Source organism: Clostridium sp. OM02-18AC, assembly GCF_003481825.1.
GTDB lineage: Bacteria > Bacillota > Clostridia > Lachnospirales > Lachnospiraceae > Brotaphodocola.
Genome location: NZ_QULW01000030.1, coordinates 1 through 13,146, shown reverse-complemented (window position 1 = coordinate 13,146; position 13,146 = coordinate 1). Strand labels below are relative to the sequence as shown.

Annotated in this window: 10 protein-coding genes; 8 read left to right on the top strand and 2 right to left on the bottom strand. The window is 45.1% G+C overall.

What is annotated here, in order from left to right; genetic code table 11:
- The first annotated feature begins 169 nt into the window (after positions 1 to 169).
- The 8 genes from arcC (at position 170) to DXB18_RS15690 (ending at position 11,187) form a co-directional block, all read left to right on the top strand.
- Positions 170 to 1,126 carry a carbamate kinase gene (gene arcC / locus DXB18_RS15725; RefSeq protein ID WP_118541689.1) on the top strand — a complete coding sequence of 319 codons (957 nt, stop codon included), beginning with the start codon at positions 170 to 172 and terminating at the stop codon, positions 1,124 to 1,126.
- Positions 1,127 to 1,149: 23 nt separating this feature from the next.
- A complete protein-coding gene (locus tag DXB18_RS15720; protein ID WP_118541687.1) occupies positions 1,150 to 1,878 on the top strand; it encodes an aspartate/glutamate racemase family protein in 729 nt (242 codons plus the stop codon).
- A 19-nt stretch (positions 1,879 to 1,897) separates the two neighbouring features.
- Complete coding sequence (locus DXB18_RS15715) at positions 1,898 to 2,941, top strand: BMP family protein (RefSeq protein WP_118541685.1); 1,044 nt, start codon at positions 1,898 to 1,900, stop codon at positions 2,939 to 2,941.
- A 92-nt stretch (positions 2,942 to 3,033) separates the two neighbouring features.
- A complete protein-coding gene (locus DXB18_RS15710) occupies positions 3,034 to 4,551 on the top strand; it encodes an ABC transporter ATP-binding protein (protein WP_118541683.1) in 1,518 nt (505 codons plus the stop codon).
- Positions 4,552 to 5,685, top strand: coding sequence for an ABC transporter permease (locus DXB18_RS15705; protein ID WP_118541681.1), 1,134 nt, complete (start codon positions 4,552 to 4,554; stop codon positions 5,683 to 5,685).
- Position 5,686: 1 nt separating this feature from the next.
- Positions 5,687 to 6,613 (top strand): ABC transporter permease, encoded by a 927-nt coding sequence (locus tag DXB18_RS15700; RefSeq protein WP_118541679.1) that lies wholly within the window; start codon positions 5,687 to 5,689, stop codon positions 6,611 to 6,613.
- A gap of 48 nt (positions 6,614 to 6,661) precedes the next feature.
- A complete protein-coding gene (gene hydA / locus DXB18_RS15695) occupies positions 6,662 to 8,071 on the top strand; it encodes a dihydropyrimidinase (protein WP_118708868.1) in 1,410 nt (469 codons plus the stop codon).
- 1,115 nt (positions 8,072 to 9,186) lie between these two features.
- On the top strand, positions 9,187 to 11,187 hold the full coding sequence (locus DXB18_RS15690; protein WP_243103563.1) for an AAA family ATPase: 2,001 nt from the start codon (positions 9,187 to 9,189) through the stop codon (positions 11,185 to 11,187).
- 110 nt (positions 11,188 to 11,297) lie between these two features.
- Here the strand turns inward: DXB18_RS15690 and DXB18_RS15685 are convergent, their stop codons facing one another.
- Together DXB18_RS15685 and DXB18_RS15680 are read right to left on the bottom strand one after the other, a co-directional pair.
- Positions 11,298 to 12,572 carry a dihydroorotase gene (locus DXB18_RS15685; RefSeq protein ID WP_182430614.1) on the bottom strand — a complete coding sequence of 425 codons (1,275 nt, stop codon included), beginning with the start codon at positions 12,570 to 12,572 and terminating at the stop codon, positions 11,298 to 11,300.
- A 47-nt stretch (positions 12,573 to 12,619) separates the two neighbouring features.
- The gene (locus DXB18_RS15680) at positions 12,620 to 13,066 is read right to left on the bottom strand and encodes a threonine/serine exporter family protein (protein ID WP_118541675.1); all 447 of its coding nucleotides are present in this window, start codon (positions 13,064 to 13,066) and stop codon (positions 12,620 to 12,622) included.
- Positions 13,067 to 13,146: the final 80 nt, after the last annotated feature.

Sequence of the window (13,146 nt, the reverse complement as noted above, 5' to 3'; positions counted from 1 at the left end):
CTGCTTGCAAAACAGCAGTGCCCGCAGGAGACTCTTGCAAAGCTGGCTGAGAAAGCAACTGCAAGACATATGGCTTAAATTGAGTTAGTATAGTTCGGGATTATTTTAAAGAATGTGTTCCGGGGCAGAGGGGGAAACTGCTTCGGACACATTCATTGGAGAAGATATTATGGGGATTGATAAAAAGAAACAAAGAGTTGTAATCGCTCTTGGCGGTAATGCGTTGGGGAACACATTACCGGAACAGATGATAGCAGTAAAGAAGACTGCAGCTGCAATTGTAGATCTGATTGAGGATGGCAATGAAGTTGTAATTGCACATGGAAATGGACCACAGGTTGGTATGATTCAGAATGCTATGTCTGAGCTAACTAAATCCAATCCGGAAAAGTACATTCCGTGTCCTTTATCTGTATGTGTAGCAATGAGCCAGGGATATATTGGATATGATTTGCAGAATGCATTGCGTGAAGAGATGTTGGACCGAGGCATTAATACAGGTTGTACTACTATCCTGACGCAAGTAGAGGTAGATGCCCATGATCCGGCTTTTGAGAATCCAACAAAGCCAATTGGAGCATTTATGACAAAGGAAGAGGCTGATAAGCTGGTCAAAGAAAAGGATTATAAGGTTGTTGAGGATGCAGGGCGTGGATATCGTCGTGTAGTTGCTTCTCCAAAACCAAAGTCCATTATTGAGATCGATACCATCCGTAACCTGGTTGAAAATGACTATGTGGTTGTTGCATGCGGTGGTGGCGGTATTCCTGTATTTGTAACTGAGGGACATCATTTAAAAGGTGCTGCAGCGGTAATAGACAAAGACTTCGCGGCAGAAAAGCTGGCAGAAGATCTGGATGCAGATTTTTTAATTATTCTTACAGCAGTAGAAAAAGTTGCGATTAATTTTGGAAAACCAAATGAAACATGGTTGAGTGATTTGCCGGTAGAACAGGCGAAAGAATACGCAGAGGCCGGACATTTTGCACCGGGATCCATGCTTCCAAAGGTACAGGCGGCAGTTAAGTTTGCAGAATCCAAGAAAGGTCGGACTGCTCTGATTACCTTGCTTGAAAAAGCAAAGGAAGGAATTGCAGGGCAGACGGGAACACACATCCATCAGTAATTGATCTGATAGTAAGGAGGAATATGAAACTGTTAGTGGTGAATCCTAATACGTCTGACGCAATGACAGAGGATATTAGGGCAACGGTTGATCGGGTCAGAATGCCTGGCGTGGAAGTGGAAATTGCAGGTGTGGATTTCGGCCCGGAATCTTTGGAATCATTTTATGACTATACACTCGCGGCATTTGCACTGTGTCGATTCTTGGAAAATGCAAAAGAAAAGTATGACGGGATTATGATTGCATGCTTTGGAGATCCGGGATTATATGCAGTGAAAGAAATCTGCCAGTGTCCGGTACTTGGTATAGCAGAAACATCAATGGCGGTATCTTTGCTTCTTGGAAGCAGATTTGCTATTTTAGCAGCATCAGAAAAAGCCGTATCTATGATGGATAATATGGTAGACCAGTACGGAATGGAATATCGGTATGCGGGTGTATTTCCACTGAACATGAGTGTTCTGGATGCAGAGGAAAATTCAGAAAAAACGATCCAGCGTCTGATTGATCAGGGAAGAGAAGCGATCAGACGGGGGGCAGAGGTTCTAATCCTTGGATGTGCAGGCATGACCGGATATCATGATCCGGTAAGCAAAGCACTTGGAGTTCCGGTCCTGGATCCGGTTGAGGTAACGTTCTTGCAGCTGGAAATGTTATGTCGGGGGAAAATTGAGACTTCCAAAGCGGGACTTTATAAAAATCCTGATGCTAAGAAAATTAAAAATAAAATGTTACTCGTAGACAATCTTTAAATAAAAGGAGAGAAGAGCTATGAAAAAAAGAATGAGAGCGTTTGTAGGTCTGGCGTTAGTAGCAGCACTTGGTTTATCCGCATGTTCATCAGGGGGTTCTGGAAGTAATAGTACTTCTGATAATTCAAGTAAGGAAACTGCTGCTGAGAATAAGGGCGGTGATAGTGCCGGAACTGAAGATGGAAAGAGCGTGGCCATGATCTTCCCGGGTCTGGTTACAGATGAGGCATTTAACCAGTTTACTTACGAAGGTATGGTGAAAGCCAAAGACGAACTGGGTATCAAGACCGCATACAAAGAGAATGTTACCCAGGATGAGCAGCTGGAGGTGCTTCGTCAGTTTGCCCAGCAGGGATATCAGATTATCGTAGGACAGGGTGGTCAGTTCGGTGAAGCAGTATCTATGGTAGCAGAAGAATTCCCGGATACCCAGTTTATCTTTTCTGTAGGTACTGACACATTTGATCTCCCGAATATGTCAGCAGCAACCATTAGCTATAGCGATGCAGGATTTATCGGCGGTGTACTGGCTGGTTTGACAACTAAGACTAATAAAGTAGCAATGGTTACAGGTGAGTTCTATGATACACACAGAGCTATGGAAGCAGGTTTCTATAAAGGTGTTGCGTATGTAAATCCGGATATTGAAACAACTGCAATTACCACTGGCGACTGGGCTGATACTGTAAAAGCAAGAGAAGCATGTCTGGCTGTTATCGCACAGGGTTATGATGTATTATTCCCATGTCTGGATGCAGCGGGTGCAGGTGTAGCAGCAGCTGCACAGGATTCCGGAAATGTAAAGGTTGTTGGTGCTGTTGCTGATTACGCAAAAGACTACGGTGCAGAAGATGTGACTGCCGGTAGCGTTGTATTTGCATGGGATGAGTTAGGCTATCTGGAGGCCAAAGGTGAAATCTGTGATGGAAAATCTCATGTTCTTGGCATGTCTGAAAATGGTATCAGACCGGTTATTAATGCAGAATTAACAAAAGAACAGCAGGAAGTTTATGATGCGGCAGTTGCAGATCTGCTTGCAGGTAAGATTGATCTTTCGAAATAAAGAGAAGGTATATTGATAATGAATACAGATGGGGGCACAGTTAGTGTCTCCCCATTTGTATCCATGAGTTGCGACAGGAGGGGAATACGTTTATGGCAGAAGATAGGTATGCACTGCAAATGCAGGATATTACCGTGGAATTTCCGGGAGTTCTGGCAAATGATCATGTCAGCATCAATTGCAAAAAAGGGGAAGTATTGGGTTTATTGGGAGAAAATGGTGCTGGAAAAACAACATTAATGAATGTATTATATGGGCTATATCCTCCCACCACGGGTAAAGTTTTATTAGATGGAAAAGAAGTGCAGATAGGATCTCCTGCCGAAGCAATTGCGAACGGAGTTGGAATGGTACATCAGCATTTCAAATTGGTTGATACACTTTCTGTTATCGAGAATATTGTTCTTGGTATTCCAACCAAGAAACAAAAGCTGGATTTGGAACCAGCAAAGAAGCGTTTATTAGAGTTATGTGAAGAATATGAATTGTACGTGGATCCGGATGAGATTGTCTGGAAGCTGCCGGTTGGTAAACAGCAGTGGGTCGAAATTTTGAAGGCTTTGTACAGAGACTGTAAGGTTTTGGTTTTGGATGAGCCTACAGCGGTTCTGACTCCTTCTGAGAGTGACCAGTTGTGTAACGCGATTCGTCATATTACCGCACAGGGACGTTCGGTTATCTTTATCAGTCACAAGCTTCGTGAAGTAATTCAGATCACAGACAGAGTTACGGTTATCCGCGATGGAAAATATATTGGAACTATAGATACCAAAGATGCTACCCAGCTGACGCTGTCAAAGATGATGGTTGGTCGTCCGATATCTATTGATCGCAAGCCGCGTGAGGAGTATACGAATAAGAAGCCGGTTTTGGTTATGAAAGATGTTAACGCAATTGACGATCGTGGAATTCAGGCATTGAAGAATTTTAATCTGACAGTTCATGCGGGTGAGATTGTTGGAGTGGCCGGTGTTGATGGAAACGGACAAAAAGAACTGGCAGAGTGTATTTCAGGCATGCGTAAAACAACAAGCGGAAGCATCACAATTGATGGCAAACCGGTTACGGGGGTAATTGCAGATCCATCGTTCCTTGGATATATCCCTGAGGACAGACAGAAGACGGGGCTTGTTATGGATTTCAACATTGCCGATAATATGATCATTAAAGATTATTACAATGAGCCGTTTGCAAAAAAGCATATTCTGGATTACAAGACAATTAAAAAACATGCTAGAGCGATGATCAAAAAATACCATGTTAAAACTCCTTCTGAGAATGTAAAGGTAAGGAATTTATCCGGTGGTAATCAGCAGAAAGTTGTTATTGCACGAGAGCTGGATCCGGAACCGGTACTGGATCTGGTAGCACATCCGACCCGAGGTCTGGATCTGGGCGCGGTTGATAATGTGTTGAACATTCTGATGAAAGAGCGCAACAGAGGTGCGGGAATTTTGTTTATTTCAGGTGAATTACAGGAGATTATGGCATTGAGTGACCGTATCATTGTTCTTTACAGCGGAGAGTGTATGGGAGAACTTGATGGCGAAACCGCAGATCAGAATGTAATTGGTCAGATGATGTTAGGACAAGTTCCGGAGGTGCAATAGATGAAAGAATTGAATAAAACTAAAATATTAAGCATTCCGCTTTTGGGGGATGTGGCGGTTTCTCTCGGACGTACTCTCTTTGGTATTGTATTGGGACTGATTGCAAGTGGAATCCTGATCGCAATTTCAGGTGTTAACCCGTTTGTGGCATATGGTTCATTGATAAAAGGTGCGTTTGGTAATGCACAGTCATTCAGCAATGTATTGGTTCGTTCTTCACCGTTGCTGCTTGGCGGAATTGGCGTATCGCTTGGTATCAAAGCTGGTGTGTGGAATCTTGGTATGGAAGGCTATATGTATCTTGGCGCGATTGGAGCTTCTATTCTTGGCGTTCAGGATCTTGGACTTCCGGCATTTATTCATATTCCACTGTGTATGATTTTAGCAATGGCATTTGCAGCTGTTTGGGGATTGATTCCGGGCTACTTAAAAGCTTACAAGGGTGTAAATGAAGTTACTTGTTCCATCATGATGAGTTACATTGCAATTTACTTAACCAACTGGGTAGTTTCCTGTCTGCCGTTAGTTGCAGAAGAGGGCGCGTTTTATCCGATGAGTAAGAAGTTTGCAGGAAGTGCACTGCTTCCGATCATGATGAAAGGTTCCAGCCTGCATCCTGGTCCGTTCATTGCAATCATATTGTGTATTATCTCTTACTTTATTTTAAATTACACTTCTTTTGGTTTTCGTACCAAGATGTTAGGTGCAAACCCGAATGCTGCAAGATATGCAGGCTTGGATGAGAAAAAACAGATTGTGATCATCATGATGATTGGAGCACTTCTGGGTGGCTTTTCCGGTGCAGTCGAGGTTATGGGATTAAAGCGCCGCGTGTATATGGAGTTTGTTACGAATGTTGGTTATGAGAGCGTTGCTGTAGCACTTCTGGCAGGCGGAAATCCGATTGGTGTTATTTTCTCTGCACTGTTTTTCGCTGCATTAAAGGCAGGCGGTGCAACGATGTCTATTGAAACAGGTGTTATTTCCTCTATGAACTCTATCATCATTGCTATGTGTATGCTTTTTGTAATTGGCGTTGGTGTAGTAGACAGTCGCCGTATGAGCAAAGTTGTAGACACAAGCAAAGATGACGAGGATGAGACAGACGATTCTACCGCAAAGGAGGGGAACTAATATGTCAGCTGGAATGATTATAGATTGGTTGCAGGCAACCCTTCGCTGGGCAGCTCCATTGCTTATCGTTGCAATCGGAGAAGTATATGCAGAGCGCTCTGGCGTTATTAACATGGGTATTGAGGGAATCATGTTATTTGGTGCCCTTACAGGTATTGCTGTTGGCTATTATATGAATAGCCTGGTATTAGCTGTTTTATTTACTATTATCATTGGTGCGGTTTTGGGTGTGATTGTAGCATTTCTTACTGTTACCAGACGTACCAATCAGGTAGTAACAGGACTTATGGTGAATATGATATCGCTAGGTGCGACAGATGCGATATTTTCCCTGATGTCCGAAACCAGACAGTCTCGTGTAGCAACTTTCCCGACTATTTTCCCGAAGAGTATGTTTGATATTCCGATTCTGGGACCGTTGTTTTTCTCACAGCCGATCAGTACCTGGATTGCACTGGTTCTGCCATTTATTGCGGCCTATATTCTCTATAAGACCAGATGGGGATTAAATGTTCGTGCAGTCGGCGATAATCCAAAAGCAGCAGCGACAGCAGGTCTTTCTGTTATCAAGATCAAATATCAGACCGTTATCCTTTCTGGTATTTTCGCAGCTTTAGGTGGATGTGTCCTGACTCTGGCAGAGGTTGGTTATTTCTCCGCTGGTGGCATGGCAGCAGGTCGTGGATTCATTGTAATGGCAGCTTGCGTGGTAGGCGGCTGGAATCCAATTAGAACAGGTGTCGTATGTCTGGCGTTTGGTGCTGCTGATGCATTACAGCTTCGCTTCCAGACAACCGGATCTGTAATTCCTTATCAGTTCCTACAGATGTTGCCATACATTGTAACGATTGTAGCATTGGCCATCATGGTTAAGCATTCCGTGGTTCCGAAAACATGGGGTTCCGCGTATGATCCGAAAGATGTGTAAAGACGTTGTATCTGAAAACAGTAAATCAGAATTTGAGAGGATGATTTTATGTTAAAATTACTTATTAAAAATGGTACTGTTGTAACGGCAAATGAAACTTACAAGGCAGATATTGGTGTGACAGATGAGCACATCTCCCACATTGTGGAGCCGGGCGGTCTGGACAATCTGGCGGCAGAAAAGATCATTGACGCAGAAGGCAAATATATCATGCCGGGCTTTATTGAGCCCCATATGCATGTAAAGGCACCTTTCAGCGGCACGATCGATATCCTGGATTTCTACAGCGCCAGCAAGTGCGGCGCTTTCGGAGGCGTAACCACTTTCATGGATTTCAGTACGACCACCCAGGACACCCCGGTTATGCAGGCAGTTGCAGAGCGAATCGAGGAAATGTCTGAGGGAACCCTGGACTACAGCGTGCATCCGAAATTTATCAAGGCTACGGATGACTTAAGAGCTGACATCAAAAAGCTCGTGGCAGACGGAACCCCGACCTTTAAGATGTTTACCATCTATCCGGGCGTTATGATTCCGGACGAAGATATCTTAAAGATCATGGAGATTGCGAAAGAAGAAGGCGCTCTGTGTGGATTCCATGCAGAGAGCAATGATATCGCACAGTTCTTAAAGAACAAACTGTTAAGCGAAGGAAAGACAGACTGGGAATACTTCAACGAGGCAAAGCCGAATGTCTGTGAGGCAGAGGCTGTAAACCGCATCCTTTCCTTTGCGGAACTTCTGGATGCACCGGTTTACTTCTATCACTTATCCACCAAAGAGGCAGTAGAACTGGTACGCCAGGCGAAGAAATGCGGCGTGAAGGTTCAGGCTGAGACCTGCGGACATTATCTTGTGTTTACGGAAGATCAGAATAAGGGAAAAGATGGCATTAATTATCTCATGAGCCCGCCACTTAGAAGTCAGGAAGATCAGGATGCATTATGGGAAGGTATTCAGGATGGAACCCTGAGCCTTGTTACATCTGATAATGAAATCTTTACACGTAAGATCAAAGAAAAGGATTTGGAAACAGATCCGGAAACCGGGGAGAAAATTCCGAATTTTGCAGTTCCGGTTAATGGAATTCCGGGATTGGAAGAACGTTTTGGTTTATTGATGAGAGGTGTTAACGAGGGAAAAATCTCGCTTAATAAACTGGTAGAAGTTGGAAGTACTAACCCTGCGAAAGTATTTGGCTGCTATCCGGAAAAAGGATGTCTTGCGGTTGGAAGTGATGCAGATATTATTATTGTAGATCCAGATAAAGTAGTTTCTCTGACACAGAAGAATATGCATTATACCGAGGATGGTTCTTTGGATTATGATATTTATAAAGATATGGAATCCAAGGGCTGGCCGATTTATACGATCCGTCGTGGAGAAATCCTTGTAGAGGATGGAAAATTTTATGGAAAAGAGCATACAGGAAAATTCCTGAAGTGCCATCTGAAATGATGCTATAAATGTGAATATGGACAAGAAAAAGCCGACATGTGTTCGGCTTTTTCTTGTTGACAATGGTTATGAAAGGTTATAAACTAAATATAACCTTTCATAACCATTTTTTGCAAAGCAGTATCTTGATCGTATCATACATTTACCAGGGGAGTCGAAGGGGCGATATGTCAGCCGCCGGACGTTTGCGCGGAAGGAGGCTGGTGCCATGGTTACATATTCTGATCTGTTTCAGTTTGTAATGATGCTTTGTGCCGTGATCACACTCGTTTTATATTTTACGCACAAAAAATAGCGCCCTCGTCCTGCTAAGATAAGGCGCTATTTTTGTACTTAAATCTGCCGGCGGCTAGATATATCTAGCTTTCGACTCTCTCGTTAAACGTATTATAAATCAGTTTCCACATCTTGTCAAATACATTGCAATGGTTAGGAATTATATTGTTAGGAATTATATAAACATATCATACATTTACCCAGGGAGTCGAAGGGGCGATATGTCCAGCTGCCGGACGTTTGCGCGGAAGGAGGCTGGTGCCATGGTTACATATTCTGATCTGTTTCAGTTTGTAATGATGCTTTGTGCCGTGATCACACTTGTTTTATATTTTACGCACAAAAAATAGCGCCCTCGTCCTCGCAAGATAAGGCGCTATTTTTAGCTACAAATTCTGCCGGCAGCTAGGTATATCTAGCTTTCGACTCTCTTGTTAAACGGATTATAAATCAGTTTCCACATCTTGTCAAATACATTGCAATGGTTAGGAATTATATAAACGTATCATACATTTACCCAGGGAGTCGAAGGGGCGATATGTCAGCTGCCGGACGTTTGCGCGGAAGGAGGCTGGTGCCATGGTTACATATTCTGATCTGTTTCAGTTTGTAATGATGCTTTGTGCCGTGATTACACTCGTTTTATATTTTACGCACAAAAAATAGCGCCCTCGTCCTGGTAAGATAAGGCGCTATTTTTGCGAATCATCCTGCCGGCGGCTAGATATATCTAGCTTTCGACTCTCTTGTTAAGTGTATTATAAGTCATCGTGTGCTGATTGTCAAATAGGTTGCAACAATAGATCAGTATAAATACGGCTTGACGAGGAGGTGTTTTTATGACAATCAATCCAAAAGATAGAATCGAAGACATTGACGCACGTTTAAAAGAATTGCCAAAGGGTACCCTGACTTACAAGACTATCAACGGAAAGAAACAGCCCTACGTTCAGAAAAGTGTGGATGGAAAAGTGACCAGTACTTACGTAAAGCTGGATGAGCGGGAGCAGGTCCTTCTGGAGTTTGCGGAGCGGACGAAGCTGCAGGAGGAGAAAAAGCACCTGATCGCATATATGCAGAAACTTCAGGGAATCTTAAGCCGTAACCCGTATCTGGACGCAAGTGTGGGGATAGGGTTTCAGAATTTTGGGGATTACGCCTGCGGAAAACAATTTTATGTGGATAAGACTCATTTCATTTCTGAATGGCTGAGAAGCAATACCGCGTTGACTCTGATTAATCGTCCCAGAAGATTCGGAAAGACCATGCTTCTCAGTACGGTGGAACACTTCTTTGATCCAAGATTTGCCGGTCAGCCGGAAAATTTTAAAAAGCTTCGTGTCTGGAAGGATGAAAAGAGCCGGGCATTATTTGGAAAGATCCCGGTCATTTCCGTGAGCTTTGGAAGCTGTAAGGGGATGAATTACAAGCAGGCCATGCAGGGAATGGCAGTGAACCTGAGGAATATGTATGAAGCACACCGGTATCTGGAAGAGAGTACGGAACTGCGTGCAGAAGATAAGGCAGAATATCGGCGCATGCGCCTTGCTTTCCAGTCAGGAAATACAGAAGAAGCAGGCATTTCCATCCAGGTTCTTTGCGATTTGTTGTACCGTCATCATCACACAAAACCGATCATTCTTCTGGACGAATACGACACGCCGCTTTTGGAGGCATACACAGATGGCTACTGGGACGAGATGATCGCGACCTGCCGTCAACTGTTCCACTGTACCTTTAAAGAGAATCCTTTTTTAAACCGCGCGATTATCACCGGTGTCACGAAAATATCCAGGAACTCGTTGTTTTCCGATGTGAATAATCTGAAAACCTGTACGGTTACCAGCGATGATTACAGTGACTGTTTTGGCTTTACCGAGCAGGAGGTCATGGATGCGCTGAAATGCCAGAACATCGATGCTATGCAGGATGTGAAAGCCATGTACGATGGTTTTATTATTGGAAACCGGAAAGATATCTACAACCCATGGTCCATCTGCAATTATATGCAGCAGCGTCAGCTGCAGTCTTACTGGGTCAATACCAGCAGCAACAAGCTGATCGGTGAAATGATCCGGCGGCATCCGCTGCGGAGCAAGCATGAGATTGAGGAGCTGATGCGTGGGGAGCCGGTCCATAAGCGGATCAATGAGAATATCACATTCCAGTATCTGGATGGAGATGAGAACAGTCTCTGGTCGCTGCTTTTGTCCGTAGGATATATCAAGGCGGACCATGTGGTAAAAGACCGGGATATCACAGTGTGCGACGTATCGGTGACCAATGAGGAAGTCATGGGGATGTTCCAGACAGAGATCATGGGAATGTTCCATAATGGCATGTCCATCTGCAATGAATTTGCCCAGGCGCTTGTAAATCACAAAATAGAAGATCTGAATGATATTCTTCTGGATCTTTCCTATGACTCCATGCGTTATTTTGATACGGGAGGCGGACCGGCGGAGCGAGTACCGGAGAACTTCTATCATGGACTGGTGCTCGGTCTGATCGTGTGTCTGAGGGAAGAGTACCGCATCGTATCCAACCGGGAGAGCGGCCGGGGACGCTACGATATTGTCATGTACCCGCGCCAGACGGAAAGGGATGCGTTTATTCTGGAGTTTAAGGTCCGGAATGAGAAGCTGGAGAACAATCTGGAAGAGACTGCAGACAATGCTTTAAAACAGATTGAGGACCGGGCATACGAAAAAGATCTGCTGGCAGCAGGAATTCCGGCAGAGCACATTTATAAGGTTGGCTTTGCGTTTTCTGGGAAAGATGTGCTGGTGAAAGAAAAGAACAAAAGGGCAGAAATAGTAAAAAACAGAGAAAAACAGTAAAAACAGAGAAAAGGGGCGGTGCCAGTGGGCACAGTCCCTTTTTCTGGTAGTGCTGCATATCGAAGAAGCGCCAGTGGCGCATCCGCTGATTGGATTGGCTGGGTATGTGTTTACTCCCTGTACGCAATCTTTCCGCCACAGATGGTGTATTTCACCTTGCCGTAAAGCTCTTCTCCGATGAACGGAGAGTTCGCAGCCTTGGATTTAAACTCTTTTACCGTCCATTTTTCTTCCGGGTCAAAGACGATCAGATCTGCATCTGCACCGGTGCTTAAATGCCCTTTGCTCTTTTCAAGATGATAAAGGATAGCCGGGTTTAAGCTCATTTTTTCCATGAGCTGCGGCAGAGTCAGGACATTCTCCCGAACCAGATTGGTGATACCCAGTGCCAGCGCGGTTTCCAGACCGATGATGCCGCTCGGTGCCTCGGTCAGCGGCTTTGCCTTTTCTTCTGTGCTGTGCGGTGCATGGTCGGTGGCAATGATGTCGATGACACCTTCCTTTAAGCCGCGCAGGATTTCTTCTTTATCTTCCAGCGTGCGCAGTGGCGGGTTCATTTTTGCCAGCGTGCCGTGCTTTAAGACAGCAGATTCATCCAGACTGAAGTGGTGCGGGGTTACCTCTGCCATGACATGGGCGCCCAGCTGTTTTGCCAGTTCTACCATGCGGACAGAATGTCCGGAGCTGATGTGCTGGATATCGATGAGCGCGCCGGTGTGCAGGGCCAGCATGCAGTCGCGTGCAACCAGAACATCCTCTGCTGCAGCCGGGGAACCGCCGATACCGAAATGCTCGGAAACAGCGCCGCGGTTGATGCCGTTGTTCGTGATGAGGGCCGGATCTTCTTCATGGAAGCTTAACGGCACGTTTAAACGGACTGCCTCTTCCATGGCTTTCTTTACCAGGGCAGTATCTTTTAACGGGATGCCGTCATCGGTGAAACCAGCTGCGCCATGGGCTTTTAATGCTTCCATGTCCGTGAGCACTTCGCCTTTCATGCCGATGGTGATATTGGCGGCGCTTAAGACATTGATCGGAGTTTTTTGGCCTTCGGCGAGGACATATTCCAGTGTTTCCACGTTATCAACCGGCGGCTTGGTGTTGGCCATGCAGACTACCGTGGTAAAACCGCCAGCCGCAGCAGCGGCTGCGCCGGTATGAATATCTTCCTTATAAGTGAGACCTGGATCGCGGAAGTGTACGTGTACATCGATGAGACCCGGAGCAACGACAAGACCGGAAGCGTCGATGGTTTCTGCATCCGGGTATTTTTCGGTTAAGTGTGTTCCAAGTTCCAGAATTTTTCCGTTGTCGGTCACCAGATCCATAACCTGGTCAAGTCCGGATTTCGGGTCGATAACCCGTCCGTTGTGAAGTAACAGCATAATAAGTCCTCCTACTAATTTTTATCGCATGGCATATCAGGGCGGCGTCAGCGGCGCCGTTTATGATTTCCAATCTGAAATGCAGCCTGCGGGATTTCAAAGACAAATACAATTCCAAGGACAATGGCAACAGCCATTTTTAAAGCATCAAAACCGGTCTGTACCGCCAGATAAAGCTGGTCGGTCACGGTATAATAAGCCGCGCGGTAAATTCCGGCGCCCGGAACCAGTGGGATGATGCCGGAAATCAGAAAAATTGTGACCGGACACCGTTCCCGTACTGCAAACCAGCGTGACATGAGAATGACGATCACGGTAGCGGCGAAGGTTGCAATGGTGACGGAACTGTAAGGAACAAGCACAAGATATGCCAGCCAGCTGATTCCGCCGATCAAAGCACAGCTGGGATAATAGCGCGCCGGGACGCCAAACAGCAGGGAAAAACCGACTGTGGCGATCGCAGCCGAAATAGTCTGTATCAGTAGATGAAGCATGGGAAACCTCCATAAAAATATGTGAACTACATCGGCAATTGAATTACCGAGCATCTGATTACGAAGCATAGCTCCGTAGT